General features: G+C 75.3%; 21 protein-coding genes. 13 read left to right on the top strand and 8 right to left on the bottom strand.

The window, feature by feature from the left end; translation table 11 throughout:
- The first annotated feature begins 244 nt into the window (after positions 1–244).
- Together ACIA6B_RS02645 and ACIA6B_RS02640 are read left to right on the top strand one after the other, a co-directional pair.
- Positions 245–1207, top strand: a complete 963-nt coding sequence (locus ACIA6B_RS02645; RefSeq protein ID WP_396770263.1) for a TIGR03557 family F420-dependent LLM class oxidoreductase — start codon at positions 245–247, stop codon at positions 1205–1207.
- Complete coding sequence (locus ACIA6B_RS02640; RefSeq protein ID WP_396770261.1) at positions 1204–2082, top strand: alpha/beta fold hydrolase; 879 nt, start codon at positions 1204–1206, stop codon at positions 2080–2082. The genes ACIA6B_RS02645 and ACIA6B_RS02640 overlap by 4 nt, the downstream gene beginning before the upstream one ends.
- A 58-nt stretch (positions 2083–2140) precedes the next feature.
- Here ACIA6B_RS02640 and ACIA6B_RS02635 read toward each other — a convergent pair whose 3' ends face one another.
- From ACIA6B_RS02635 to ACIA6B_RS02610, 6 genes are all read right to left on the bottom strand, one after another.
- The gene (locus ACIA6B_RS02635; protein ID WP_396770259.1) at positions 2141–2938 is read right to left on the bottom strand and encodes an endonuclease/exonuclease/phosphatase family protein; all 798 of its coding nucleotides are present in this window, start codon (positions 2936–2938) and stop codon (positions 2141–2143) included.
- Between the two features lie 5 nt (positions 2939–2943).
- Positions 2944–4434, bottom strand: coding sequence for a phosphatase PAP2 family protein (locus ACIA6B_RS02630; protein ID WP_396770257.1), 1491 nt, complete (start codon positions 4432–4434; stop codon positions 2944–2946).
- 76 nt (positions 4435–4510) lie between these two features.
- A complete protein-coding gene (locus tag ACIA6B_RS02625) occupies positions 4511–5512 on the bottom strand; it encodes a YihY/virulence factor BrkB family protein (protein WP_396770255.1) in 1002 nt (333 codons plus the stop codon).
- Positions 5505–6512, bottom strand: coding sequence for a diacylglycerol/lipid kinase family protein (locus ACIA6B_RS02620; protein ID WP_396770253.1), 1008 nt, complete (start codon positions 6510–6512; stop codon positions 5505–5507). The genes ACIA6B_RS02625 and ACIA6B_RS02620 overlap by 8 nt, the downstream gene beginning before the upstream one ends.
- 91 nt (positions 6513–6603) lie before the next feature.
- A complete protein-coding gene (locus tag ACIA6B_RS02615) occupies positions 6604–7179 on the bottom strand; it encodes a Clp protease N-terminal domain-containing protein (RefSeq protein ID WP_396770251.1) in 576 nt (191 codons plus the stop codon).
- Positions 7179–7415 carry an HTH domain-containing protein gene (locus ACIA6B_RS02610; RefSeq protein ID WP_107159391.1) on the bottom strand — a complete coding sequence of 79 codons (237 nt, stop codon included), beginning with the start codon at positions 7413–7415 and terminating at the stop codon, positions 7179–7181. Before ACIA6B_RS02610 ends, ACIA6B_RS02615 begins: the two co-directional genes overlap by 1 nt.
- A gap of 102 nt (positions 7416–7517) precedes the next feature.
- Here ACIA6B_RS02610 and ACIA6B_RS02605 point away from each other — a divergent pair, with 102 nt between their 5' ends.
- The 6 genes from ACIA6B_RS02605 to ACIA6B_RS02580 all read left to right on the top strand — a co-directional run bounded on the left by ACIA6B_RS02605 (position 7518) and on the right by ACIA6B_RS02580 (position 14057).
- Positions 7518–8318: a PP2C family protein-serine/threonine phosphatase gene (locus ACIA6B_RS02605; protein WP_396770249.1), complete on the top strand. Its 801-nt coding sequence runs from the start codon at positions 7518–7520 to the stop codon at positions 8316–8318.
- A gap of 66 nt (positions 8319–8384) precedes the next feature.
- Complete coding sequence (locus ACIA6B_RS02600; RefSeq protein ID WP_396770247.1) at positions 8385–8948, top strand: TetR/AcrR family transcriptional regulator; 564 nt, start codon at positions 8385–8387, stop codon at positions 8946–8948.
- Complete coding sequence (locus tag ACIA6B_RS02595; RefSeq protein WP_396770245.1) at positions 8945–9769, top strand: oxidoreductase; 825 nt, start codon at positions 8945–8947, stop codon at positions 9767–9769. The genes ACIA6B_RS02600 and ACIA6B_RS02595 overlap by 4 nt, the downstream gene beginning before the upstream one ends.
- Positions 9770–9835: 66 nt before the next feature.
- On the top strand, positions 9836–10666 hold the full coding sequence (locus ACIA6B_RS02590; protein ID WP_396770243.1) for a universal stress protein: 831 nt from the start codon (positions 9836–9838) through the stop codon (positions 10664–10666).
- Positions 10667–10794: 128 nt separating this feature from the next.
- Positions 10795–13197: a phosphoketolase gene (locus ACIA6B_RS02585; RefSeq protein WP_396770240.1), complete on the top strand. Its 2403-nt coding sequence runs from the start codon at positions 10795–10797 to the stop codon at positions 13195–13197.
- Positions 13194–14057, top strand: a complete 864-nt coding sequence (locus ACIA6B_RS02580) for a universal stress protein (RefSeq protein WP_396770238.1) — start codon at positions 13194–13196, stop codon at positions 14055–14057. The genes ACIA6B_RS02585 and ACIA6B_RS02580 overlap by 4 nt, the downstream gene beginning before the upstream one ends.
- Before the next feature lie 46 nt (positions 14058–14103).
- Here the strand turns inward: ACIA6B_RS02580 and ACIA6B_RS02575 are convergent, their stop codons facing one another.
- Entirely contained in the window at positions 14104–16443 is a 2340-nt protein-coding gene (locus ACIA6B_RS02575) for a heavy metal translocating P-type ATPase (protein ID WP_396770236.1), read from the bottom strand.
- A gap of 170 nt (positions 16444–16613) precedes the next feature.
- Between ACIA6B_RS02575 and ACIA6B_RS02570 the strand changes: the two genes are divergently transcribed.
- A complete protein-coding gene (locus tag ACIA6B_RS02570) occupies positions 16614–17624 on the top strand; it encodes an Acg family FMN-binding oxidoreductase (protein WP_396770234.1) in 1011 nt (336 codons plus the stop codon).
- Between the two features lie 92 nt (positions 17625–17716).
- On the top strand, positions 17717–19384 hold the full coding sequence (locus tag ACIA6B_RS02565) for a GAF domain-containing protein (protein WP_396771189.1): 1668 nt from the start codon (positions 17717–17719) through the stop codon (positions 19382–19384).
- Positions 19385–19396: 12 nt separating this feature from the next.
- Here the strand turns inward: ACIA6B_RS02565 and ACIA6B_RS02560 are convergent, their stop codons facing one another.
- A complete protein-coding gene (locus ACIA6B_RS02560) occupies positions 19397–20035 on the bottom strand; it encodes a response regulator transcription factor (RefSeq protein WP_107159411.1) in 639 nt (212 codons plus the stop codon).
- 176 nt (positions 20036–20211) lie between these two features.
- Between ACIA6B_RS02560 and ACIA6B_RS02555 the strand changes: the two genes are divergently transcribed.
- The 3 genes from ACIA6B_RS02555 (at position 20212) to ACIA6B_RS02545 (ending at position 25231) form a co-directional block, all read left to right on the top strand.
- A complete protein-coding gene (locus ACIA6B_RS02555; RefSeq protein WP_396770232.1) occupies positions 20212–21186 on the top strand; it encodes an Acg family FMN-binding oxidoreductase in 975 nt (324 codons plus the stop codon).
- 56 nt (positions 21187–21242) lie between these two features.
- Positions 21243–24161: a BTAD domain-containing putative transcriptional regulator gene (locus ACIA6B_RS02550; protein WP_396770230.1), complete on the top strand. Its 2919-nt coding sequence runs from the start codon at positions 21243–21245 to the stop codon at positions 24159–24161.
- A gap of 65 nt (positions 24162–24226) precedes the next feature.
- Positions 24227–25231, top strand: a complete 1005-nt coding sequence (locus ACIA6B_RS02545) for a twin-arginine translocation signal domain-containing protein (RefSeq protein ID WP_396770227.1) — start codon at positions 24227–24229, stop codon at positions 25229–25231.
- Positions 25232–25416: the final 185 nt, after the last annotated feature.

The following is a 25416-nucleotide window of genomic DNA, read 5'->3' as shown; positions in this document are numbered from 1 at the left end:
GTGACGACTGTCCCGGACGCCGGCATCAGCGTAGGCCGATGGGCCTCGGAAGGCAACCGGTTAAGTCCGGTGGCGGCCCGCGTCGTCACGGGCCGCCACCGGGGCGGTCATCCCCACCACAGGATGGTGCGCCTCTCCGGTCTGAACCGGTTAAGCGGACTGTAGGCAGCCGCAAACCGCCCGTCAAGGTTGACACGCTCCCGACGGGGTATCCCGGGACGATCCACCCGGGAGGAGAGGCGCCATGGTGAACGTCGGCTACACCCTGATGTGCGAGCAGGCCGGTCCGAAGGAACTGGTCGACCACGCCGTGCGCGCCGAGGCCGCCGGCTTCGACCACCTGGTCATGTCCGACCACTACTACCCGTGGCTGGAGTCGCAGGGCCACTCGCCGTACGCCTGGTCGGTGCTCGGCGCGGTCGCCCACGCCACCACCCGGCCGGAGCTGCTGTCGTTCGTCACCTGCCCGATCCGCCGCTACCACCCGGCGGTGGTGGCACAGAAGGCCAGCACCATCGGGGTGCTGTCGGACGGGCGGTTCACGCTCGGCCTCGGCGCCGGGGAGAACCTCAACGAGCACGTGGTCGGCGGCTGGCCGCACGTGCAGCAGCGGCACGAGATGTTCGAGGAGGCGTTGCAGATCATCCGGCCGCTGCTCAACGGCGAGACGCTGACGTTCTCCGGCAACCACTTCGACGTGCCCGACGCGTACGTCTGGGACCGGCCCGAACGGCCGGTGCCGATGGCGGTGGCGGCGTCCGGCCGGCAGTCCGCCACGCTCGCCGCCGAGTACGCGGACGCCATGATCGCCACCGACCCGCTGTCCCACCTCGTCGACATGTACGAGGAGGCCGGCGGCGCGGGTCGCCCCCGTTACGGCCAGGTGGCCATCTGCTACGGCCCCGACGAGGACGAGTGCCGCAAGATCGTGCACGACCAGTTCCGCTGGTTCGGCATGGGCTGGAAGGTCAACGCGGACCTGCCCAACCCGGACGCGTTCGACGCGGCCACCCAGTTCGTCCGCGAGGAGGACGTGGCCGAGGGCATCTCCTGCGGCCCGGACCTCGAACGGCACGTCGAGGCGTTCAAGAAGTTCGTCGACGCCGGCTTCACCCACGTGGCGCTGGTCCAGGTCGGCGGCGACCGTCAGCCGATGTTCCTCGACTGGGCCCAGGAGGAACTGCTGCCCCGGCTGCGCGAGCTGTGACCGGTTTCGGGCCGGCCGACCTGCGCCGGGCGCTCGCCGCGCCCCGGCCGGCGGCCGGCCTGACCAGCGACTTCCGGCCGGTCGGCGGGCTGCGCACGCACACCCGCCGGTCGGCCGCACCGGGCCCGGACGCGACACCGGTGGTGCTGGTGCACGGCCTGGCCGTGTCGCACCGCTACCTCACCCCGCTGGCCGTCGCGCTGTCGCCCCACCACCCGGTGTACGTGCCGGACCTGCCCGGCTCCGGGCTGACCGAGCGCCCCGGCACCGCGTTCGACGTCGCCGGGCACGCCGCGTTCCTGATCGACTGGCTGGCCGCGTACCGGCTGGGGCCGGTCTGCCTGCTCGGCCACTCGTTCGGCGCGGAGGTGGCCGCCGCGCTCGCCGCCCGCCACCCCGACCTGGTCCGGGCCCTGGTGCTGGCCGGCCCGACCAGCGACCCGGCCGCCCGCTCCCGGCGCGGCCAACTCGGTCGGTGGCTGGTGGACACGCTGCGGGAGGCGCCGTGGCAGGCGCCGGTCCTGCTCCGCGACGTGCGCGACGCGCGGCCGTGGCGGGTGTTCGCCACGCTGTCCCACTCGGTGCGCAACGCCGTCGAGTCCGACCTGGTCCGGGTCACCGCGCCCGCGCTGGTGCTGGCCGGCGCCCGGGATCCGGTCGTGCCGGCCGGCTGGCGGGCCGAGGCCGCCCGGCTGCTGCCCGACGGTCGCGCGGTCACCGTGCCCGGCGCGGCGCACAACGTGGTCACCACCGCACCCGGCCCGGTCGCCCGGGCGATCCGCGGCCTGCTCACCCCGAACGACGAGGAGCTGACGTCATGCGCATCGGAAACACCGAGATCCGGCCCGCCGGCGGCGGGTTCGGCTGCCTCCTGATGATCCTCTTCTCGATCGTGGCCTCGGTGGTGCTGACCGTGCTGCTCAACCTGATCCTCTAGGACCGGGTGAGGTCCAGCTCGGCCAGGACGGGGTAGTGGTCGGAGGCGGTGTCGGCCTCCGCGTCGCGGATCACGCGGACCGCGCGGACCCGGTCGGCCAGGGCCGGCGTGGCGAGCAGGTAGTCCAGCCGCATCCCGGCGAACTCCGCGCCGCCGTGGCCGGTCGGCACCGTCAGCCCGCCCGGCCCGTCACCGCCGGAGCGCGGCCAGAGATCCACCAGGCCGCCGTCGAGCAGCCGGGCCACCGCGCGGGTGTCCACGGTACGGCCGTCGCTGCGCAGGTGCCGACGCCGGTACGCGGCGGCGAGCCCGGCCAGCCGGGCGGTGTGGTCGACGGCCGGCTCCAGCGTGTTCAGGTCCCCGGCGAGCACTGCCAGCTCTCCCCCGGCCCGCCGCACGGCCGCCGCCAGCCAGCCCGCCTCCAGCCGCCGCCGCCCGCCCGACCAGGGGTTCAGGTGGGTGCTGAACACGGTCAGCGGCCCCGCCCCGGTGGCCACCCGCACCAGGGCGGCGGCGTGGTGGAACGGCCGGCGGACCCGCCCGGCGGCCAGCACCCGCAGCGGCGGACGGACCAGCACCGCCACCGGCTGGCCGAAGCAGGACGGGGCCAGGTACGGCACCAGGCCCGTCCGCTCCGCCAACCCGCCCACCGTGCGGTCCAGCCCGCGCAGCTCCTGGAGGGCCAGCACGTCCGGGCGCTGCGCGGTGACGACCGAGACGATCCGGTCCCGGCGGTCGGTGCCGTCACGGTCCCGACCGCCGGTGCGGATGTTCCAGGTCATCACCCGCAGCATGGTCGTCAGTCCGGCCGGCCGGCCTTGGCCAGCTCGTCGTCCAGCTCGTCCACCTGCTCGGACTCGATCGCCGGCTGGTTGCCCTGGGCGACGTCGGCGTTGGGCCGGATCACCCACCAGAGCAGCGACAGCCAGAGCGTGCCGAGCAGGATCGCGCCCATGAAGTCGGTCGGGTGGTGCATGCCCCGGTACATCCGGGAGGTCGCCACGCCGACCGGCATGATCACGGCCATCGCCACGAACAGCCACCGCCACCAGCGGTCGGTACGCGGGAACACGATGATCGCCATGGCGACCCAGAGGCAGATGGTCGCCGCGATGTGCCCGGACGGGAACGACGAGGTGGGCATCTGGCCGTCCAGGTTCTCCACCGGCGGGCGGGGCCGCTCCACCACCCGGGCGCTGGACAGGAACAGGCTCAGCTCGCCGAACATGGCCAGCACCACGAACAGCACCGGTCGCCAGCGGCGCCACAGGGCCAGCACGATCGGGCAGAACACCAGCGAGACCAGCAGGATGGCGTGCGTGTCGCCGAACTTGCTCCACCACCAGCTCAGGTTCGTGAGCGCGTCGGTGTGCCGGGCGGCGAACCAGCGCGGGACCTCGGTGTCGAGCGTGTCGAAGAACGTGCCCTTGGCGTGGTAGCTGACGTACATGCCGAAGGCGTACAGCGCGCCGAAGACGATCACCCAGCCGACCAGCAGCTCGGCCACCGCGGAGCGGGGGTGCTCCAGCACCTTCTCCTCGGCCGGGGCGGGCTTGATCTCCTCGCCCGCCTCCGGCTCCAGGCCGTCGCTCAGCGGCGGCACCGGCCGGCCGCGCTCGCGTCGCCACAGTCGGAACGCGTACGCGGTGACGCCCAGCCAGGCCGCGCCGAGCAGCCAGCCGCCGAGCACGTCCGACACGTAGTGCACGCCCAGCGCGATCCGGGTCAGCCCGACCAGGAAGACCAGCACGGCGGCGATGGCGATGGCCGGCTTGCGCCAGCGCGGCGCCATGGCGGGCAGGAACACCAGCAGCAGCGCGCCGTACGCGACGAACGAACCGAGCGCGTGGCCGCTGGGGAAGCTGTTGCCGGGGGCGCTGGCGATCGGCACGTCCACCACCGGGCGCAGCCGCCCCACCAGCGCCTTGAGCGACGGGTCGAGGATCAGCCCGCCCACGCCGGTGACGATCAGGTAGACCGCCAGCCGGGACTGGCGGCGGATCAGCAGGCCCACCACGGCGATGGTGATCAGCCAGATCAGCACCGGTCGACCGCCCAGATCGGTGATCGCCTGGAGCACGGTGACCAGCGGGTGGTGCGGGGCCACGAGGTTGTTGAACCACTCGGCCGCCGCGTGGTCGGCGTCCTGGAGCGGGCTCCAGCGGAACCGGACGAGCATGAGCAGCACGCCGAAGGCGACGCCCGCGCCGGCCACCGCGAGCAGCCCGACCAGGCTCCGCTCGGCGAAGTGGCCGAGCGGCCGGCGCCCGGCTTCCTTGACCGCGGTCACACCGCACCTCCCTTTTCTTCTGCGAGGCGCGCTGTACCCGATCGGCGTGGCTCTCACACGCCGCGTCGGCGCGGCGTCAGAGCGCGGTCATCTCCCCGGTGTCGAACAGCTCCTCGCGTTGCGCCTCCGGCTCCCACAGATCCGGCTGGGCCGGCTCCTCCACCCCGATCCGCATGGCCTCCAACTGGGCGGCGAAGGCCAGCCCGCCGAAGAGCGCCATGCCGGTGAGGTTGGCCCAGAGCAGCAGCGCCATCATGCCGGTCAACGCGCCGTAGGTCTGGCCGAAACCGCCGCTGTACTTGACGTACGCGGCGAGCAGCAGGCTGGCCAGCCACCACAGCGCGATGGCGATGCCGGCGCCGAAGAAGAGCCAGGACAGGCCGGGTTGCTTACGCCGGGGCGCGTGCCGGAACAACACCGCCACGGCGAGCACGGTCAGGCCGAGGCTCAGCGGCCAGCGGACCACGTCCCAGACGACGGTGGCGACGTCGCCCCACTCGTAGTGCCGGCGCACCGAGTCGCCCAGCGCGCCGCCGCCGACCAGGATCAGGAACCCGGTCAGCGCGGGCACGCCGGCGACCACCGCGAGGACGGCGGCGCGGACGTACTTCGGAAACGCCGGGCGGTCCCGCTCCACGCCGTAGATCCGGTTGGCGCCGCGCTCGATCTGCGCCATCGTGGTGGTCAGCGCCACCAGCCCGGTGATCAGACCGAGGGTCAGCGCCAGCTCGCCGGCGTCCTCGGTGCGGTCGGCGTCGGAGAGCAGTTCCTGCACCACGGTCTCGCTCTGGCCCGGGGTGATCGCCAGGACCGTGTCGGCGACGACCTTGCCGCCCTCGTCCGCGCCGAGGTCGGTGATCAGGCCGGTGAGCGCGATCAGGAACGGCACCACGGCGAGGCAGAGCTGCAACGCCAGGGCCCGGGAGTGGCTGAAGCCGTCGCCGTAGCGGAACCGGATGAACGCGTCGCGCAGCAGGCACCAGCCGCCGTGCCGCCGCAGGGTGCGCCAGGCGTCGTCGGCGGACAGCTCGTTCTCGGCCATCAACCGGGTCTCGGGGACGAGCTTGGTGCTACTCACGGCGCGCCTCGTCGATCAGGCGCTCGCCGCGCTCAGCGGCGGCCCGGGCGTCCTCCGCCAGGTCGGGGTGGTCCGCCGGGCGTGGCACGCAGAGCCAGAGCGACTCGGGCCGGATGGTGGCGGTGAGCGAGCGGCCCGGCTCGATCAGGTCGCCGTCGAGCTGCCGGGGCTGGGCCCGGTTACTGGCGATCTCGACGGTGCGGGCCCGGAACACCTCCATCCGGGGCACGCTGCCGGTGCGGCGGACCAGCGCCCAGCCCATGGCGACCCAGTGGCCGAGCGTGCGCGGGGTCAGCACCGCCACGTCGAGCCAGCCGTCGTCCGGCTCCGCGTCGGTGAGCAGGCGCACCCCGCCCTGGAGGCGGCCGACGTTGGCCACCAGGACCGAGCGGGCGCGGCGGCGCAGCGGCGGCCGGCCGTCGATGCGGACCGAGACCCGCATCGGCCGGTCCCGCAGGTGGCGGGCGGCGCCGACCAGGTAGGCCGGCCAGCCGATCCGCTTCTTGGTGGTCTCGGAGGTGGAGTCGAGCATCTGGGCGTCGAAGCCCATCCCGGCCATCACCGCGAAACACTGGTCGTCGACCACGCCGACGTCGAGCCGGCGCATTCCACGCTCGACGGCGACCTCCAGCCCGGCGGCCAGGTCGTTGGAGAGGCCGAGGTTGGCGGCGAGCAGGTTGCCGGTGCCCTGGGGCAGCACCGCCAGCGCCACGTCGGTGCCGGCCAGCGCGGTCACGCAGGCCATCACGGTGCCGTCGCCGCCGCAGGCGAAGACCACCTCGGCGCCGGCCTTCACCGCCTCCTCCGCCTGGCCTCGGCCCGGGTCCTCGACCGTGGTCTCGTACCAGGTCGGGGCCGGCCATCCGGCCGCGTCGAGCGCGCCGTCCACGATCCGGCGGAACTCGTCGAGGTCGGCCACCTTCACCGGGTTCACCACCACGGCGGAGCGCGGGGTCCGGTTCTCGGCGGTCACCGGAAGCTTGTCGTCTGCACCGTCCACGGCGTCAGTGTGCAGGACACCGGGCGCGGCGGCGACCCGGCGGGCGGGGTCGTTGCGAGGACCGCAATCAGGTTTGGATTCCGGCGGGGGGTCAGGCCGCCTCGCGCAGCGCCGCGTCGACCCGTCGCCGCAGGTCGTCGACGTCGACGCCGGCCTCCGTGAGCACCTGCGCGGCCAGGCCGTCGCCCTCCCGGAGCAGGCCGAGCAGGATGTGCTCGGTGCCGATGTGCCGGTGGCGCAGCCGGAGCGCCTCGCGCAGCGACAGCTCCAGCACCTTCTTGGCCCGGGGCGAGAACCGGCCGCTGTCGTGCCGGCGACGCCACCACCGGCGCGGGCGCGGTGTCGCCTCGCGGAGCGCGTCCGGGCCGAACGACTCCTCGATCCGGGCCACGATGGCGGCCAGGTCGATGCCGATCTCGCGCAGCGCCGCCGCGTCCGCCGCGCCGAGCCCGTCGACGCCCTGCGCGGTGTGGCGGGCCACCGCCGCGCGCAGGGCGTCGGCGTCGACGCCGTCGGCCGCCAGCAGCCGGACCGCCAGGTTGTCGCGGTCGGCGAGCACACCGAGCAGCAGGTGCTCGGTGCCGACCGGCCGCCGGCCCTCGGTCTGTGCCTCGACGAGCGCGTGGTGCACCACGGCCCGGGCCCGGTCGGTGAATCGTTCGAACATCACGCCTCCCAGCTTTCGCGCACCGCCGGCCGTCCGGCGTGCTTCTTGTGGACCGCCTGTCGGCTGACCTCGAGCGCGTCGGCGATCTCCTGCCAGGACCAGCCCTGTCGCCGGGCGTTGTCCACCTGGACCACCTCGAGCCGTTCGAGCAGCCGGCGCAGGGCGAGCACGGCCCGCAGGCCGACCTTCGGGTCGGTGCTGCCGGCGGCCGCCGCGAGTTCCGTTGCCTGACTCATGCTGTCAATGTAGGTTGACATCGCCGCGTCGTCAACCCCGGTTGACACGAGACACGCCCCGACCTGCCCGTTCGCCGCCCGTGCCGGTGTTACGGTCCGCTGGTGTTCCACCGCCGCCCACCGGACCGGCCGGTCGGGGCCACCCGCCGACTGACCGCCGGGCGGCTCACGCTGGAGGTCGCCGGCGGCAGTGTGGTCGGGCACCGCTATCCGGTGAACTACGACGTGCTGCACGTCGACGAGGACCTGCCGCTGGCCGTGGTCTGCGACGGCATGGGCGAGGGCGAGGGCAGCCGGGCGGCCGGCGCGACCGCGACGCAGACCTTCGTCGGGCGGGTCCGCGCCGGGTGGCCGGTCGTCGACGCCGCCGGGCTGCACGCCGCCGCCGCCGAGACCCAGCGCCGGGTCCGCCGGGCCGGCGCCACCCACGCCGGGCTGACCGGCTGCACGCTCACCGCGCTGGTGGTCGAGCCGGACGGCGACCGGGGCTGGCTCGTGCACCTCGGCGACTCGCGGGCGTACCGGCTGCGCGACGGGCTGCTGGAACTGGTCACGGTGGACCACACCATGGCCTGGCTGGGGCTGCTGCACGGCTGGTGGCCGGCCGACTCCCCGGAGGCGGCCCGGGCCCGCTACCAACTGCTGCGCTACGTCGGCCACCCGGACCAGCCGGAACCGGACCTGCTCGCCGCCCGGCTGCGTCGCGGGGACACCTGGCTGCTCTGCACCGACGGGGTCAGCGACCAGCTCGGCTACCACCGGCTGCGGGACCTGCTGGCCGCCCGCCAGGAGCCGGCGCGGACGGTCCGGGCACTGCTGGACGCCAGCCTGGCGGCCGGCGGCGCGGACAACGCCACCGCCGTCGTGGTGCGCGTACACCCCGCCCTGCCCGCCCCCCGCTGACCATCCCGCTCCGGCGTGACCGGCGACACGCTTGACGTCCTGACGTTTTGTGCAAGACTTGTCAGCATGTCGAACGACCGGTTGGAGACGATCCTGGCCGCCGCGTACGCGTGCTTCACCCGGCACGGGATGCGGCGCACCACCATGGACGACATCGCCGCCGCCGCCGGCATGTCCCGGCCGGCGGTCTACCAGTACGTGCGCAACAAGAACGACGCCTACCGGCGACTGGCCGAACGGCTCTTCGCCGACACGCTCGACCGGGCCCGGCAGGCCGCCGCCACCGGAGGCGGCGAGCTGGCCGACCGGCTGCACGACGTGCTCGCCGCCAAGCTGGAACTCACGCTCACGCTGCACCGGGACAGCCCGCACGCCACCGAGCTGCTCGACGCCAGCGGCAAGCTCACCGGCGACCTCGTCGAGGCGTACACCGCCGAGATGACCGACCTGGTGGCCGGCGCGCTGGCGGACGCCGCCGGGCCCCGGGCCCGCGCGGTGGCCGACGTGCTCGTCGCGCTCACCCGCGGCCTGGAGGCCGACCTCACCGACCCCGACCTGCCCCGGCAGCGGCTGCGCGACGGCGTCGCGCTGCTCGTCGCCGGCCTGACCTCTCCGGGAGACCACGCATGACCACCGTCCTGATCACCGGCACCTCCTCCGGCATCGGCCGGGCCACCGTCGCCCGGCTCGCCCGCCGCCCCGACCTCACCGTGTACGCCACCGCCCGCAAGGTCGACGCGATCGCCGACCTGGCCGACACCGGCGCCCGGCTGCTCGCCCTCGACGTAACCGACGAGGCGTCCATGCGCGCCGCCGTCGCCGCGGTGGAAGCCGCACACGGCCAGGTCGACGTGCTGGTCAACAACGCCGGTTACGGCGAGTACGGCCCGATCGAGGAGGCCCCGATGGACCGGGTGCGGGCCCAGTTCGAGACCAACGTCTTCGGGCTCGCCCGGCTCACCCAGCTCGTGCTGCCCGGCATGCGCCGGGCCGGCCGGGGCCGGATCGTCAACGTCAGCTCGATGGGTGGCCGGCTGGTCTTCCCGGGCGGCGGCTACTACCACGCCAGCAAGTACGCGGTGGAGGCGATCTCCGACGCGCTGCGCCAGGAGGTGCGGCCGTTCGGGGTGGACGTGGCGGTCGTCGAGCCGGGCCTGATCCGCACCGGCTTCGGCGCGGTCGCCGCGTCCTCGCTCGGCGCCGGCACCGAGCCGACCGGGCCGTACCGCCGGATGGTGGCCGCGGTCGACGCGTCGATGGCGAAGTCCTACCGGAACCCGGTGCTCGCCGCTCCGCCGGAGGCGGTGGCCCGGGTGATCGAGCGGGCCGTGCTGGCCCGTCGCCCCCGCACCCGCTACCTGGTCACCGCCGCCGCCTGGGCGATGGTGCACACCCGCCGGCTGTTCGGCGCCCGGTTCTTCGACACGGTCAACCGCCTCCAGTTCCGCTGACCCGCTCCGGCCGACCCGGCCTCCCGACTACCGTGGGTGAAGAACCCGGTCGGGAGGTGAGCCGGAATGGCCGCACCCAGCCACGGCGCGGTGGTGGTCGGCGTCGGCCGGTCGGCGGAGGCCCTGACGGTGGTCCGTACGGCCGCCGGCGAGGCCGCCGCGCACGACCGGCCGCTGCACCTGCTGCACGCGTTCAACTGGGCCGCGACCGGCGGCCCCGCTCCGGCCGGCGGCACCCGCGTCGACGCCGAACGCCTGCTGGAGCAAGCCGGCCAGCTCGCCGCCGACACCGCGCCGGGGGTGCCGGTCAGCGGCGAGATCGTCGAGGGCTCGCCGGTCGAGGCGCTGCTGCGGGCCGCCGGCACCGCCTTCCTGGTCGCGCTCGGCGACGGCGGCATCTCCACCTGCCCGGCCTGCGTACCGGCCGACGCGCCCGCCGTCGAGCTGGCCGCCCGCGCCGGCTGCCCGGTCCTGGTCGGCCGGTCCGAGCCGGCCCCGCCCGGGCCGCTGCTGGTCGGCTACGACGGCTCGCCGGGCGCCCGCCACACGCTCGGGTACGCCTTCGACTGCGCCGAACGCCGGGGCGCCCGGCTGCTCGCCGTCCGGGTGGTCGAACCGGAGCGCCGCGACACCGACGACAGCCTGCTGGAAGCGGCGGTCAACCGGCAGGCCGTCCGGCACCCCCGGGTGGCCGCCGACTGCCAGACCGTCCGCGGCGAGCCCGCCGACGTCCTGCTCGACCGCTCCCGGTCGGCGCAGCTCGCGGTGGTCGGCGCGCGCGGCGACGGGCCGGTGCGGTCCAGCCTGGGCGAGGTCAGCCAGGCCCTGCTCTACCACTCGCCGGCCCCGCTGATCGTCGTCCGGGGGCTCGACCCGGGCGCCCGGGAGGGGGCATGACGCCCGCCCGACCCGGGACCTACGGCCCTGACCGACACCCCCGCCCGGGCGCGAGGGTGGACGGGCCGGGGACGGAGGGTTCCGCCCCGAGTGGCAGCCGACCCCGAGCCGCGAGAGGCTAACGCAGCATGGACACCGCGCTGGACCTGCACAGCCCCCTGACCGACGACGAGTTGCGCCGGCTGGACGCCTACTGGCGGGCCGCGAACTACCTGACCGTGGGGCAGATCTACCTGCTCGACAACCCGCTGCTCCGCGAGCCGCTCAAGCCCGAGCACGTCAAGCCCCGCCTGCTCGGCCACTGGGGCACCAGCCCCGGCCTCAACCTGCTCTACACGCACCTCAACCGCGTCATCGTCGACCGGGACCTCTCCGCCATCTTCGTCACCGGCCCCGGCCACGGCGGCCCCGCGCTGGTCGCCAACACCTGGCTGGAGGGCACCTACAGCGAGCTGTACCACCACATCCCGCGCGACGAGGCCGGCATGCAGCGGCTGTTCCGCCAGTTCTCGTTCCCCGGCGGCATCCCCAGCCACGTGGCGCCGGAGGTGCCCGGTTCGATCCACGAGGGCGGCGAGCTGGGGTACGCGCTGAGCCACGCGTACGGGGCCGCGTTCGACAACCCGGACCTGCTGGTCGCCTGTGTGATCGGCGACGGCGAGGCGGAGACCGGCCCGCTGGCCGGGAGCTGGCTGTCCAACGTGTTCCTGAACCCGGCACGGGACGGGGCGGTGCTGCCGATCCTGCACCTCAACGGCTACAAGATCGCCAACCCGACGGTGCTGGACCGGATTCCCGCCGACGACCTGCGCGACCTGATGCGCGGCTACGGCTACCAGCCGTACCTGGTCGAGGGCGACGACCCGGCGACGGTGCACCACCTGCTCGCCGCGACGCTGGACCGGGCGGTCGACGAGATCGCCGGGATCCAGCGCCGGGCCCGCTCCGGCGGCGACGTCGAGCGTCCCCGCTGGCCGATGATCATCCTGCGGACGCCGAAGGGCTGGACCGGCCCGGCGGACGTGGACGGCAAGCAGGTCGAGGGCACGTTCCGCGCCCACCAGGTGCCGATCGCCGAGGTGCGCGACAACCCGGCGCACCTGGCCGAGCTGGAGCGCTGGCTGCGCAGCTACCGGCCGGAGGAGCTGTTCGACGCCACCGGCGGCCCGGTCGCCGAGCTGGCCGCGCTGCCGCCCACCGGCGACCGGCGGATGAGCGCGAACCCGGTGGCCAACGGCGGCAAGCTGCTGCGCAACCTGGAGCTGCCGGACTTCCGTGACTACGGCGTCGACGTCGAGGAGCCCGGCGGCACGGTGGCCGGGGCGACCGGCACGCTCGGCCCCTGGGTGCGCGACGTGATCGCCCGCAACCCGCAGACGTTCCGCCTGTTCGGCCCGGACGAGGTCGCCTCGAACCGGCTCGGCGCGGCGTTCGAGGTCACCGACCGGGCGTTCGTCGGCCGCCGCGAGCCCGGCGACGACCACCTCTCCCCCGACGGCCGGGTGATGGAGGTGCTCTCCGAGCACCTCTGCGAGGGCTGGCTGGAGGGCTACCTGCTGACCGGCCGGCACGGCATCTTCACCAGCTACGAGGCGTTCATCCACATCGTCGACTCGATGGTCAACCAGCACGCCAAGTGGCTCAAGGTGACCCGGCACATCCCCTGGCGGGAACCGATCGCCTCGCTGAACTACCTGCTCTCCAGCCACGTCTGGCGGCAGGACCACAACGGCTTCTCGCACCAGGACCCCGGCTTCATCGACCACGTGGTCAACAAGAAGGCCGAGGTGGTCCGCGTCTACCTGCCGCCGGACGCCAACACGCTGCTCTCCACCATGGACCACTGCCTGCGCAGCCGGCACTACATCAACGTGGTGGTGGCCGGGAAGCAGCCGGCCCCGAACTGGCTGACCATGGACGAGGCGATCCAGCACTGCCGCCGCGGCCTGGGCATCTGGGACTGGGCCAGCACCGACGACGGCGCCGAGCCGGACGTGGTGCTGGCCTGCGCCGGCGACGTGCCGACGCTGGAGACGCTCGCCGCCGCCGACCTGCTGCGCCGGCACCTGCCCGACCTGAAGGTGCGGGTGGTCAACGTGGTCGACCTGATGCGCCTGCAACCGCCCTCGGAACACCCGCACGGCCTGCCGGACAACGAGTTCGACACCATCTTCACCCGCGACCGGCCGGTCATCTTCGCCTACCACGGCTATCCGTGGCTGATCCACCGGCTCACCTACCGCCGGGCCAACCACGAGAACCTGCACGTGCGCGGCTACAAGGAGGAGGGCACCACCACCACGCCGTTCGACATGGTGATGCTCAACGACCTGGACCGCTTCCACCTGGTCATCGACACCATCGACCGGGTGCCGGGGCTGCGCTCGCGCGCCGCGCACCTGCGCCAGGAGATGGTGGACGCGCGCCAGGCCTGCCGCGACCACACCCGCGAGTACGGCGAGGACGACCCCCGGGTCGCCGAGTGGCGCTGGATCCGCGAGACCGACCCGGCCGTGCGAGGTGGCGAATGAGCAACGACGAGATCGTGGTCGGCTACGACGGCTCGACCGACGCGTCGGTGGCCCTGAACTGGGCGCTGGACGAGGCGGGCCGGTCGGGCCGGCCGGTGCGGCTGGCGTACGTCTTCGAGTGGTTGACCGTGGCCGGCTGGGTCGGCCCCGGCGTGGCCCCGGGCATCTGGCCGGACGAGAACGCCCGCCGGCAGGTCGAGGAACTGGTCCGCAAGGCGGCGGCGGACGCCGCCGCCGAGCGGCCCGGCATCACCGTGCACGGCGAGGTGTTCGACGGCCCGCCCGCGCTGGTGTTGCAGGAACGCTCCACCGAGGCCGGGATGCTGGTGCTCGGCAGCCGGGGGCACGGCGGCTTCGGCGGCCTGCTCGCCGGCTCCACCGCGGTCTCGGTCAGCGCGCACGCCCACTGCCCGGTGGTGGCGGTCCGCGACGGCCAGGCCGCCACGTCCGGGCCGGTGGTGGTCGGCTCGGACGGCTCCCCCTCGGCGCTGCGGGCGCTCGGCTTCGCCGTGGAGCGGGCCGCCCAGCGGGACGTGCCGCTGCGGGTGCTGCGGGTCTGGGAGCCGCCGGGTGACCGGTGGGTGCCGCCGGACTTCGACCCGGAGGACGTCGCCGCCGGCGAGCGGACCGCCGCCGAGGCGGAGCTGGCGCCGTGGCGGGAGAGCTTCCCGGACGTGCCGGTGGAGATCTCGGCGGTGCCCGGCAGCGCGGCGTCGCTGCTGGTGGAGGCGAGCCGGGCGGCACAGCTCGTGGTGGTCGGCAGCCGGGGCCGGGGCGGGCTGCGCGGCATGCTGCTCGGCTCGGTCAGCCAGCAGCTCATCCAGCACGCGCACTGCCCCGTCGCGGTGGTCCGGGAGTAGAAGGAGGGGCCCCTTCCTAACGCATTCTGCATAAGAAGGGGCCCTCCTAACGCCCCGGAGGGCCGTCGGCGGGGTTGAGGGAGAAGTAGTCCTCCTCCTCCTGGGCCAGGTGCAGGTGCAGCACCGCGTCCAGGCCGTACAGCGCGGCGAGCAGGTCGGGCACCTCCTCGGCGGGCAGCCCGCCGTCAAGCGCCGCCAGGTGCCCGCCGATCCGCTCCACCAGCCGGACGATCTCCACGTGCGCCCGGCTCATCGTCGAGGTCGCCTCGTCGCTGCCGAGCGGGCCGGCCAGCGCCGGATAGAGCTGCCGTTCCTCGGCCGCCTCGTGCGGCAACACCTCGTCGACCAGGCGCCGGTGCACGTCGCGCACCGCCGGCACGCACCCCGGGTCGTCCGGGCGGGTCGCCACCAGGTCGGCGGTGTCCCGCAACCGGGCCAGCACGTCCCGGACGCCGCCGTGCTCGCGCTCGTACCGGTCGAGCAGCTCCCGGGTGTGCGGGGGCACCTCCCGCTGCCGCAGCCCGCCGCCGAGCGCCCGCAGCGCGTTGAGGATCACCAGCACGTCGATGCCCTCCTGGAGGAACGCGCCGGCGACCGGGGGCAGCCGGCCGGCGGCGGCCACCAGCATCGCCAACACCGCCAGGCCCATGCCGACGATGGCGCTCTGCACCGCGATGCGGCGGGCGTACCGGGCGATCTCGACGGCGTCGGCGAGCCGGTCCAGCCGGTCCACGGTGAGCACCGCGTCGGCCACGTCGGCGGAGGCGGTCGCCCCGGTGGCGCCCATCGCCACCCCGACGTGCGCCTCGGCCAACGCCGGGGCGTCGTTGACGCCGTCGCCGACCATCACGGTCACCGCCCGCGCCGACTCCGCGCGTACCCGGTCGGCCTTCTCGGCCGGCGCGCAGCGCGCGATCACGTCGTCCACGCCGACCACCTGGGCGACCTGCCGGGCCGTACGCGGACGGTCGCCGGTCACCATCACCAGCCGGGTCAGCCCCGCCTCGCGCAGCCGCCGGACGGTCCGCCGGGCGTCCGGGCGGACCGGGTCCTCCAGCAGGATCGCGCCCAGCGGCCCGTGCTCGTCGCTGACCCAGACCGTGGACCGGCCGGACCGCTCGGCCCGGTCCCGGACCCGGTCCGCCCACGCCGGCGGCTCGCCGTCGAGCTGGCCGACCCGCACCGTCCGGTCGTCGACCCGGCCGGTCACGCCGCGCCCCGGCTCCTCGGTCACGTCGGTCGGCCCGGCCAGCGGCAGCCCCCGCTCGCGGGCCTGCCGGACCAGCGCGGCGGCCAGCACGTGCGGCGAGAGCTGCTCGACGGACGCCGCCAGCCGCAGCACCTCGTCCCGGTCGCCGCCCGGCGCGACCACCGTCTCCGCGGCCCGGGGCCGGCCGGCGGTGAGCGTGCCGGTCTTGTCCAGCAGCAGGGTACGGGCGCGGCCGAGTTGCTCCAGCGAACCGCCGTCGCGCACCAGCACGCCCCGGCGGGCCACCCGGGACAGCCCGGAGACCACCGCGATCGGGGTCGCCAGCAGCAGCGGGCACGGGGTGGCCACCACCAGCACCGCCACCGCCCGCACGAACTCGCCGGACAGCAGCCACGCCAGGGCGGCGAGCAGCAGCGTGAACGGCACGAACCCGGCCGCGTACCGGTCGGCCAGCCGCACCATCGGGGCCTTGCGCGCGGTGGCTTCCCCGGCCAGCCGGACGATGCCGGCGTACGTGCTCTCCGCCGCGTTGCGGTCGGCCCGCAGCCCGAAGCCGGCGCCGGCGTTGACGACGCCGCTGGCCACCTGCTCCCCGACGGCGCGGCCGACCAGCCGGGACTCGCCGGTCACCACCGACTCGTCGAGCGTGGCCGCCTCCTCGACCGTGCCGTCCACCGGCACCACGTCACCGGGGCCGACCACCAGCCGGTCACCGGCGACGACCCGGTCCAGCGGCACCACCTCGATCCCGCCGTCCGCGGTGCGCCGCCGCGCCTGCCGGGGGGCGCGTTCCAGCAGCGCCCGCAGGTCGCGGGTGGCCCGGCGCCGGGCGTACTCCTCCAGCGCCCGCCCGGTGGCCACCATCACCGCGATCACGGCGCCGGCCAGGTACTCCCGCACCAGCAACGCGCCGAGCAGCGCCAGCACCGCGATGACGTCCACCCCGAACTGCCGGCGCCACAGTTGGCGCAGCATGGTCCAGGCGGCCGGCGCGAGCGCCACCACGGTGACCGCGGCCCAGACCAGGTCGGCCGCGCCCCGCGCGCCCGCGAACCACGCCGCCGCGCCGCCCAGCACGGCGAGCGTGAGCAGCGCCAACGGGGCCCACTCGGCGGTCGCGGCCCGTCGGGCACGGGCCGGCCGCTCGGGTACGCATCCGCGCGGTTCGGTCCCCACGTGCGGATCGTCTCAGTGCCGAAGCGGGGCAGGTAGGGCGAACGCGGGTAATCCGAGGGGCCGAAGGACCCCGTGCGGCACGTCCGGACATGCCCGAGGATGGAGCGGCAACCCCACCCGGGCGTCCCGGAGGTGGGGCACGATGGGGAGAGACAGGAAAGGTCGTGACGATGAGCCACGAGACGCCGGCTACCGATCGCCCGCTGACCACCGCGCTCGCGGAGGCCGCCGGGATGGCCGGCCACGCCCCGTCGGTGCACAACACCCAGCCCTGGCACTGGACGGTCCGGCCGGACGCGCTGGAGCTGCGGGTGGTCCGGGAGCGGCACCTCAGCGCCATGGACCCGGAGGGCCGGCTGCTGGTGGTGAGCTGCGGGGCGGCGCTGCACCACGCCCGGGTGGCGCTGGCCGCCGAGGGCTGGATCCCGGTGGTGGAACGCCTGCCCGACCCGCACCAGCCCGACCTGATGGCCCGGCTCACCGGGATGCGGCACACCGGCGCCGACCCGGACGCGATGCGCCTGGTGCAGTGCATGCGGGTGCGGCACACCGACCGGCGTCCGGTCAGCGACGAGCCGATCCCCGCCGCCGTGCTGGGCGACATCGACCGGGCCGCCACCCTGGAGGGCGTCAACCTGCAGATCCTCGACGACATGCAGAAGATCGAGCTGGCCGGCGCCGCCCAGCAGGCCGCCGCCGTCGAGGCGGACAGCCCGGAGCTGCGCGAGGAGCTGGCGTACTGGACCAACCGGGCCGGCACCGGCACCGGCCTGCCGCCGGAGGTGCTGCCCGACCAGGCGGCGCAGACCACCGTGCCGGGCCGTGACTTCGGTACCCCCGGCTCGCTGCCGATCGGCCCCGGCCACGACAAGGCCGCCGTCTACGCCATCCTCTGGGGCGCCGAGGACGAGCCGCTGAGCTGGCTGCGCGCCGGTGAGGCGCTCTCCGCCGCCTGGCTCGAAGCCACCCGGCACGGGGTGTCGCTGGTGCCGCTCTCCGGCGTGGTCGAGGTCGACGGCACCCGCGAGGTGCTCCGGCAGACGCTGGCCGGCCTGGGCCACCCCTACCTGAGCATGCGGCTCGGTCTGGCCGACCCGGAGCACGCCGGGCCGCCGCACACCCCGCGGCTGGACGCCGCGCAGACCGTCGACACCTCGGCGGTGCGCGACCAGTCGTCCTGACGGCCTCGTCGGCGGCGGCCACCGGGCGATAGCATCGGCCGGTGGCCGCCGCACCGAACCCCCGGCACGAGCCCGTCACGCCGTCGCTCGGGTTGTCCCCGCTGTCCCGGGTCCGCCTCGACGAGCTGCTCCAGGAGATGCTCGACCGGGTCGGGGAGGTGGTCACCAGCCGGGAACGGCTGCGAGCGCTGCTCGACGCGGTGGTCGGCATCGGCTCCGACCTCGACCTGCGCAGCACGCTGCAACGGATCGTGCAGGCGGCGTGCGAGCTGGCCGGCGCCCGCTACGGCGCGCTCGGGGTGATCGGGCCGGACCGCATGCTGCACGACTTCATCGTCCACGGCATCGACGCCGAGCTGCACGCGCGCATCGGCGAGCTGCCGCACGGGCGGGGCGTGCTCGGCCTGCTCATCGACGAGCCGAAGCCGCTGCGCATGCCGGACATCACCCGCCACCCCCGGTCGTACGGCTTCCCGCCGCACCACCCGCCGATGCACAGCTTCCTGGGCGTGCCGGTGCGCATCCGTGACCAGGTGTGGGGCAACCTCTACCTGGCCGAGAAGCAGGGCGCCGCCGAGTTCACCGAGGACGACGAGGAGATCGTGTCCGCGCTCGCCGCCGCGGCCGGCGTGGCGATCGAGAACGCCCGCCTCTACGCGCTGGCGCACCGGCGGGAACGCTGGCTCGCCGCCGCCGCGGAGATCACCTCGGTGCTGCTGGGCGAGGTGCGCCGCACCGACGCGCTGTCGCTCGTGGCGCGTCGCGCCCGCGAGGTCGCCGAGGCGGAGCTGGCGCTGGTGCTGCTCTACGACGAGGACGAGGCGCAGTTCACCGTCGAGGTGGTCGACGGCGCGGACCCGATCGCCCGGGAACTGGTCGGCGCGGTGCTGCCGGCCGGCGAGACCAGCTTCGCCGGCTCGGCCACCGAGCGCCGGCACGAGCAGGTCGACGACCTGGCCGCGGCGGCGCCCTGGCCCCAGCCGGTGGTCGCCGGCCCGGCGGTGGTGTCCCCGCTCGCCGCCGCCGACACGCTGCACGGCGTGCTGGTGATCGCGCACCGGCCCGACCACGGCCCGGCCGGCGACGACGACCTCGCGTTGCTGGCCAGCTTCGCCGGGCAGGCCGCGCTGGCCATGGAGCGGGCACGCGGCCAGGAGGAACGGGAACTGCTGGTGGTCCTGGAGGACCGCGAACGGATCGCCCGCGACCTGCACGACGTGGTGATCCAGCGGCTCTTCGCCACCGGCCTGCAACTCCAGAGCGGGGCGATGAACGCCCGACCCGAGGTGGCGAAGCGCATCAACCAGGCGGTCGACGACCTGGACGCCACCATCCGCGACATCCGCCGGACCATCTTCGAGCTGCGCACCCCGATGAGCGCGGCGCTGCGCACCGAGATCCGCGAGGCCATCGAGGTGGCCGCCGAGACGCTCGGGCACCGACCCGACCTGGACCTGGTCGGCCCGATCGACAGCGCCGTCCCGGACGAGCTGCGTCCCGAGCTGGTGGCCGTGCTGCGCGAGGCGCTGTCCAACGCGGTCCGCCACGCGCGGGCCGACCGGGTGTCGGTGCGGGTCGCGGTGGACGCCGGCCGGGTCGAGATCACGGTCACCGACGACGGGATCGGCTGCGACCCGACGGCGGCCCGCAGCGGCCTGGTCAACCTGCGGGAGCGGGCCGAACGGCTCGGCGGGGAGTTCACGCTGCGCCGGGTCGAGCCGCACGGCACCGAGCTGCGCTGGGGCGTCCCGCTCGACTGACCCGGCCGGGGGTCAGTGGGTCTTGCCGAGCAGCCGGGTGGCCAGCACCGCCGCCTGGGTGCGCCGCTCCAGCCCCAGCTTCGCCAGGACGCTGGAGACGTAGTTCTTCACCGTCTTCTCGGCCAGGAACATCTTGCCGGCGATCTCGCGGTTGGTGAGCCCCTCGGCGACGTACTCCAGGATCCGCCGTTCCTGCTCGGTGAGCGACTTCAGCTCCCGCGGCTGCTCCACGCCGCTGCGGATGCGCTCCAGCACCCGGGTGGTGATCGCCGGGTCGAGCAGGGACTGCCCGGCCGCCACCCGGCGGACCGCGTCCACCAGGTCGGTGCCGCGGATCTGCTTCAGCACGTAGCCGGCCGCACCGGCCATGATCGCCGCGAACAGCGCCTCGTCGTCCTCGTACGAGGTGAGGATCAAGCCCTTGATGGACGAGTCCACGGCGCGCACGTCCCGGCACACGTCGATGCCGTTGCCGTCGGGCAGCCGGGCGTCGAGGATCGCCACGTCGGGGCGGAGCGCGGGAATCCGCCGCGCCGCCTCCTGGGCCAGGCCGGACTCGCCGACGACCTCGATGTCGCCGCTGCTGGTCAGCAGATCGGCCAGGCCACGACGGACGACCTCGTGGTCGTCGAGCAGGAACACCCGGATCATCAGTCCTTTCTACCCGCTGCCCGGTCTCCCCGCACGGGCCGAAGGTCCCGTCGTCGACGCGTCGCCCCGGGCCGGTCGGACCCGCCCAGGTGGGGACCTCCGGCCCTGCTCAGGGCCGCTTCCGGTGACGCACCGTAGGAACCGGAAGCCCGACGCCGTACGGAGGGAGCACGACCATGACGACCGAATACACCGTCGGGCAGCTGCGGGCCGCGGTCACCGACGCGGTACGCGCGCCGTCGCTGCACAACACCCAGCCGTGGCGGTTCCGACTGCACGACGGCGGCATCGAGGTCGCCGTCGACCCGCTGCGCGGCCTGCCGGCCACCGACCCGACCGGCTGGGGCGCGCGGATCGCGTGCGGGGCGGCGCTGTTCAACCTGCGGCTGGCGCTGGCCGTGGCGGGCACCCCGGCGACGGTCCGGCTCCGCCCGTACCCCGCCGAACCGGACGTGGTGGCCCGGCTGACGCCGGACGTGCCGCGCCGGCCCACCCCGACCGAGCAGAGCCTGTACGGGGCGATCGGCCGCCGGTTCAGCAACCGGGCGCCGTTCTGGCCGGACCCGGTGCCGGCCGAGGCCCGCTGGCGACTCGGCGAGGCGGCCCGCGCCGAGCAGTGCTGGCTGGAGCTGGTCATCGGCACCAGCGCGGTCAACGCGTTCGCCGAGGTCGCCCGCAGCGCCCACCGGGTGCTGGAACGCGACCCCGCGTACGTGGCGGAGCGGGCGGCGTGGATCCGCTCCGAGCCGGCCCCGGACGGCGTGCCGGCCGCCGCCGGCGGCCCGCAGACCGAACCGCAGGACCTGCTGCCGCAGCGTGGCTTCGGCGGACGCAACCGGGCGCCCGGCCGGGACTTCGAACCGGAGCCGCTGGTCGCCGTACTCGGCACCCCCGGCAACACCGGCACCGACCAGGTCGCCGCCGGGCAGGCCCTGCAACGGGTGCTGCTCACCGCCACCGACGCCGGGCTCGCCGTGTCGATGCTCTCCCAGCCGATCGAGGTGCCGGCCGCGCGGGAGGCGCTGCGGCTGTCCCTGGGCCGGTTCGGCACGCCGCAGATGGTGATGCGGGTCGGGTACGGCCAACCGGGCCGCGCCACCCCCCGCCGCGCGGTCGACGAGGTGCTCGACCTGCCGGTCGCGCGGGCCTGACCCCACCACCGCCACCGGAGCGACCGCGGTCGATCCGGTGGTACGGTGTCGCCCGCATGGTCAGTTATCGGATCCTGGGCCCGCTCGAGGTGATCCGGGCCGGGCAGCCGGTCCCGCTGCGCAGCCCCAAGCAGCGGGCGGTGCTGGCCGTCCTGCTGGTGCACGCCGGCCGGGTCGTCTCGCTGGACCTGCTGCTCGCCGCGCTCTGGGGCGACGCACCGCCGGACACGGCCGTCGGTCAGGTGCAGACGCTGATCTGGCGGCTGCGCGGTGTGCTCGGCGACGCCATCGCCACCCGCCCCGGCGGGTACCGGCTCGTCGTCGCCCCCGACGCGCTCGACGCCACCGTCTTCGCCGCCACCACCGCCGAGGCCGCCGAGCTGGCCGCCGCCGGGCGGCTGGCCGAGGCGTCCCGCCGCTACGGCGACGCGCTCGCCGCCTGGCGCGGGCCGGTGCTGGCCGACGTGCGGCTGCCCGGCGACCCGGGTGTCGCCGGGTTCCACGCCGCCGTCGCCGAGCTGACGGAGCAGCGCCTCGCCGCCGAACGGGACCGGATCGACGTCGAGTTCGGCCTCGGCCGGCACGCCGAGCTGATTCCCCGGCTGCACCGGATGGTGCGGGACGAGCCGCTGCGGGAGGAACTGCGCGAGCGGCTGATGCGGGCGCTGCACCGGGTCGGCCGGCGGGCCGAGGCGCTTGAGGTCTACCGGGAGGGCCGGGCCGCCGGCGTCGCCGAGCTGGGCCTGGAGCCCGGCCCGGCGCTCCAGGCCCTGCACGGGCGCATCCTGGCCGGTGATCCGCTGCTCGACGACGCCCCTGCCGGGGTGCCCGCGCCGGCCGCCGCGCAACTGCCGATGGACGCCCCCGACTTCGTCGGCCGGGACGCCGTCGCCGCCGACCTGGTGGCCCGGCTCACCGCCGCCACGGCGACCGCGCCGCGGGTCGTCGCCGTCTCCGGCGTGGCCGGCGGCGGCAAGACCACCCTCGCCGTCCACGTCGGGCACCTGGTCCGGGCGGCCTTTCCCGACGGGCAGCTCTTCGTCGACCTGCGCGGCGGCGGCGAGCCGCTCGACCCGGGCGCGGTGCTCGGCCGGTTCCTCCAGGCCCTCGGCGAGGACCCGCGCGCTGTGCCCGCCGGGACGGACGAACGGGCCGCCCTGTTCCGGGCCCGCACCGCCGGCCGGCGGCTGCTGGTCGTGCTGGACAACGCGGCCGGTGAGAACCAGGTCCGCCCGTTGCTGCCCGCCGAGCCGGGATGCGCGGTGCTGGTCACCGCGCGGCGGCGGCTCACCACCCTGCCCGGGGCGGCCCACGTCGACCTCGGCGTCTTCACCGCCGAGCAGGCCGTCGACCTGCTCCGCCACGCGCTCGGGCCGGCCCGCGTCACCGCCGAACACGCCGACTGCCGCCGGGTGGCCGAACGCTGCGGCCACCTGCCGCTGGCCATCCGCATCGCCGCCGCCCGGCTCGCCGCCCGCCCGCACTGGCCGGTACGGCGGCTCGCCGACCAGCTCGCCGACGAGCGCGCCCGACTGGACGTGCTGCGCACCGGCGACCTGGCGGTCCGCTCCAGCCTGGCGACCAGCTACCAGGAGCTGACCGGCGCGGAACGCCGCCTGCTGCGGCTGCTCGGTGCGGTGGACCTGCCCCGGGTGCCGTCCTGGGCCGCCGCGGCGCTGCTCGACCTGCCGCTGGCCGCCGCCGAGGAACTCACCGAACGGCTGGTCGAGGCCCGGCTGGTGGACGTCGACCCGGCCGGTTACCGGCTGCACGACCTGGTCCGGGCGTACGCCGGGGAACGCGGCGCGGCCGAGGAACCGGCCGGCGTCGGACGGGCGGCGCTGGCCCGGCTGGTCGGCGGCTGGCTGACGCTGGCCGACGAGGCCTACCGGCGTACCCCCGGTGGTTTCCGACGCGGCCCGGCCGGCGCGGCGCCGCGCTGGTCCCGGTGGACGGCGGCCGAGCTGGACGTGGTGCTCGCCGATCCGGTGTCGTGGTTCGAGGCGGCCCGTGGCCCGCTCACCGGCGCGGTCCGGCGGGCCGCGTCGGCCGGGCTCGACGAGGCGGCCTGGAACCTGGCGAACACGCTCGGCCGCTTCTTCGAGCTGCGCGAGCACCTCGACGACTGGGACGCCACCATCGGGCCGGCGCTGGCCGCGTGCGAGGCGGCCGGCAACGAGACCGGGCAGGCGTGGCTGCTGCGGGCCCGCGGCGAGCGGTACCTCGACCTGGACCGGCTGGACGACGCGCTGCGCTGCCTCGACGCGGCCCTGACCCGGTTCGAGCGGCTCGGCGAGCGCGCCGGGCAGGCGCTGACGCTGCGGGCCGCCGGCACCGCGCACCGGCTGCGCCGCGACGACGCCGCCGCGATGACCGCGCTGGGCCGGGCCGAGGCGCTCACCGTCGAGCTGGGCGACCCCACCGGGCAGGCGCAGGTGCTGTTCGGGCTCGGCGCGGCGCACCGGGTGGCCGGGCGCACCGACGCGGCGGAGACCGCCTTCCGGGCGGCGCTGGCGCTGTTCCGGCAGCTCGACGACCGGTTCGGCGAGGCGTACACCTCGACCAGCCTGGCCCTGGTGCGGGGGCGCGACGGCGCGGAGGCGGACGCCGGCCGGTTGCTGCGCCGCGCGTTGGCGCTCTGCGAGGAGCTGGGCTACCGGCGGGGCGCCGCCATCAGCCGGGGTCACCTCGGCGACCTGCACCTGCGCACCGGCGAGTACGAGCGGGCGGTGGCGGAGCTGACCGAGGCGGTCGCCGGCAGCCGGGAGGTCGGCGACGGCATCGGCGAGCTGATCGCGCTGCGTCGTCTCGGCGCCGCCCATCTCGCCCTGGGCCGGCTCCCGGCGGCCCGGTCCGCGTTGCGCGGCTGCCTGGCGCTGTGCCGCGTGCACGGCGAGGAGCAGGAACGTGAGCGGGCGCTGCGACTGCTCGGCGAGGCGCGGGCGCGTGCCGCGAGCGAGGTGAGAGCGAGCTGAGAGGACGGGACGGCCGGCGGGCGGCACGGTGGGGGCGGAACCCATCGGACCAGGGGAGGCTCCCGATGACCGATCACACCACCGTCCCGCCGCCGACCGGCGGACCCGGCCTGTCCCGACGCCGTTTCCTCGGCGGTGTCGGCGCGTCCGCCGCCGTGCTGGGCGCGGGCGGCGTGCTCGGTGTTCCCGCGCCGGCGTCCGCCGCGTACTACATGAAGTGGGGCGCGGTGGTCTCGCCCGGCAGCGCCACCAACAACATCGACTTCGCCCGCAAGGTGGACCTGCTGCGCCGGATGCGTCCGCAGACCGCCCGCATCTCGATGTTCTGGGGCGACCCGAACCGGCGGCAGTTCAGCGACGGGCAGCTCGACGAGCTGCGCGGCACCGGACTCACCGAGATGATCATCCAGTCCTCGGAGGACCCGGACCCGGCCCTGGCCCGCCGGCAACTCGACCAACTGCTGCCGTACGTCGACGCGCACCCGAACACGCTCTTCGTCTGGGAGATCGGCAACGAACCCGACTGGCACCAGCCGAACAACCCGTGGCTGGCCCGGTGGAACCGGCTGGCCACCATCCGCGACAACAAGCCGGCCCAGGACCGGGGCAACCTGCTCTGGGCGATCAACATGCCGGCCGGCCGGTGGAACGGCGACGGCTCCGGGTTCACGTTCGGCAACTCCGGGCAGTGGTTCGACGCGTTCGTCCGGGACACCGGCGACGGGCTGGGCGCGATGCTCACCGGCCCGTACCGGCCGGACGTCGCCACCGTGCACTGCTACAGCTCCAGCTACCTGACGCGCGGCGCGGACGGCGGCGGCGAGCACAACCCGTACAAGATGATCGACTACGTGCGGGGCTGGAACCCGGGCCTCAGCATGAAGGTCACCGAGGCCGGGATCGACGGCGCGAAGTCCGACCGCGGCTACCGCTACGTCAGCTTCGGCTCGTCGGTGGCGAACGAGACGGCCGGGCAGGTCGACAGCGTCTGCTTCTACGGGCTCCCCCCGGCCGAGCGGCAGTACGGCATCTGGGAGACCGAGGCCAACCAGGTCGGCACCCACCCCTGAGTGCCGGACCGGGTGCGCCGCCGGGTGCGACGGCGGCGCGCGGGGAAGCGGCGGGGCCGCCGGGACCCGGCCCCGCCGCACCGCCCCCGAGCGGCGAGCGGTACCTCGACCTGGACCGGCTGGACGACGCGCTGCGCTGCCTCGACGCGGCCCTGACCCGGTTCGAGCGGCTCGGCGAGCGCGCC

Source organism: Micromonospora sp. NPDC051141 (genome assembly GCF_044455765.1).
Lineage (GTDB): Bacteria > Actinomycetota > Actinomycetes > Mycobacteriales > Micromonosporaceae > Micromonospora.
Note: the sequence above shows the minus strand (reverse complement) of the source record. Positions and strands in the feature narration are given on the sequence as shown.

What these genes read in the sequence shown, in the direction of transcription:
- ACIA6B_RS02545 (WP_396770227.1), top strand. Translation starts at nt 24,227, where the DNA reads ATGACCGATCACACCACCGTCCCGCCGCCGACCGGCGGACCCGGCCTG.
- ACIA6B_RS02610 (WP_107159391.1), bottom strand. Translation starts at nt 7,415, where the DNA reads ATGAGTCAGGCAACGGAACTCGCGGCGGCCGCCGGCAGCACCGACCCG.
- ACIA6B_RS02570 (WP_396770234.1), top strand. Translation starts at nt 16,614, where the DNA reads ATGAGCCACGAGACGCCGGCTACCGATCGCCCGCTGACCACCGCGCTC.
- ACIA6B_RS02595 (WP_396770245.1), top strand. Translation starts at nt 8,945, where the DNA reads ATGACCACCGTCCTGATCACCGGCACCTCCTCCGGCATCGGCCGGGCC.
- ACIA6B_RS02550 (WP_396770230.1), top strand. Translation starts at nt 21,243, where the DNA reads ATGGTCAGTTATCGGATCCTGGGCCCGCTCGAGGTGATCCGGGCCGGG.
- ACIA6B_RS02645 (WP_396770263.1), top strand. Translation starts at nt 245, where the DNA reads ATGGTGAACGTCGGCTACACCCTGATGTGCGAGCAGGCCGGTCCGAAG.
- ACIA6B_RS02580 (WP_396770238.1), top strand. Translation starts at nt 13,194, where the DNA reads ATGAGCAACGACGAGATCGTGGTCGGCTACGACGGCTCGACCGACGCG.
- ACIA6B_RS02615 (WP_396770251.1), bottom strand. Translation starts at nt 7,179, where the DNA reads ATGTTCGAACGATTCACCGACCGGGCCCGGGCCGTGGTGCACCACGCG.
- ACIA6B_RS02600 (WP_396770247.1), top strand. Translation starts at nt 8,385, where the DNA reads ATGTCGAACGACCGGTTGGAGACGATCCTGGCCGCCGCGTACGCGTGC.
- ACIA6B_RS02590 (WP_396770243.1), top strand. Translation starts at nt 9,836, where the DNA reads ATGGCCGCACCCAGCCACGGCGCGGTGGTGGTCGGCGTCGGCCGGTCG.
- ACIA6B_RS02555 (WP_396770232.1), top strand. Translation starts at nt 20,212, where the DNA reads ATGACGACCGAATACACCGTCGGGCAGCTGCGGGCCGCGGTCACCGAC.
- ACIA6B_RS02585 (WP_396770240.1), top strand. Translation starts at nt 10,795, where the DNA reads ATGGACACCGCGCTGGACCTGCACAGCCCCCTGACCGACGACGAGTTG.
- ACIA6B_RS02635 (WP_396770259.1), bottom strand. Translation starts at nt 2,938, where the DNA reads ATGCTGCGGGTGATGACCTGGAACATCCGCACCGGCGGTCGGGACCGT.
- ACIA6B_RS02560 (WP_107159411.1), bottom strand. Translation starts at nt 20,035, where the DNA reads ATGATCCGGGTGTTCCTGCTCGACGACCACGAGGTCGTCCGTCGTGGC.